Source organism: Psychromonas sp. SR45-3, assembly GCF_014163575.1.
Taxonomy (GTDB): domain Bacteria; phylum Pseudomonadota; class Gammaproteobacteria; order Enterobacterales; family Psychromonadaceae; genus Psychromonas; species Psychromonas arctica.
In genome coordinates, this window is sequence record NZ_JACJDP010000117.1 from 1 (window position 1) to 299 (window position 299).

The 299-nt window shown below is 42.1% G+C and carries 1 protein-coding gene; it reads right to left on the reverse strand.

Going from position 1 to position 299, the window contains the following annotated elements:
- On the reverse strand, window positions 1-299 hold a 299-nt coding region (locus H5084_RS19365; RefSeq protein ID WP_310735778.1), incomplete at both ends, for a transketolase-like TK C-terminal-containing protein.

Genomic DNA, 299 nt, shown 5'->3' on the forward strand with positions numbered 1-299 from the left:
GCAACACGTTTAGTCACTGCTGCTGGTAATACAGATTCTTTGTACTCTGCTGATTGTAATTCAAACTGCTCAGTACAAGGGATAGATACAACACGTACCGCTTTACCTTGTGCTGTTAATTCAGCAGCAGATTCAACCGCTAACTGAACTTCAGAACCTGTAGCAATTAGAATGATTTCAGCTGGTGTTGCTGAATCAATCAATACATAACCACCTTTCACAACGTCAGCTAATTGCTGTGCGTCACGTGCTTGTGGTTTCAAGTTTTGACGGCTAAAGATAAGTGATGACGGTGCATC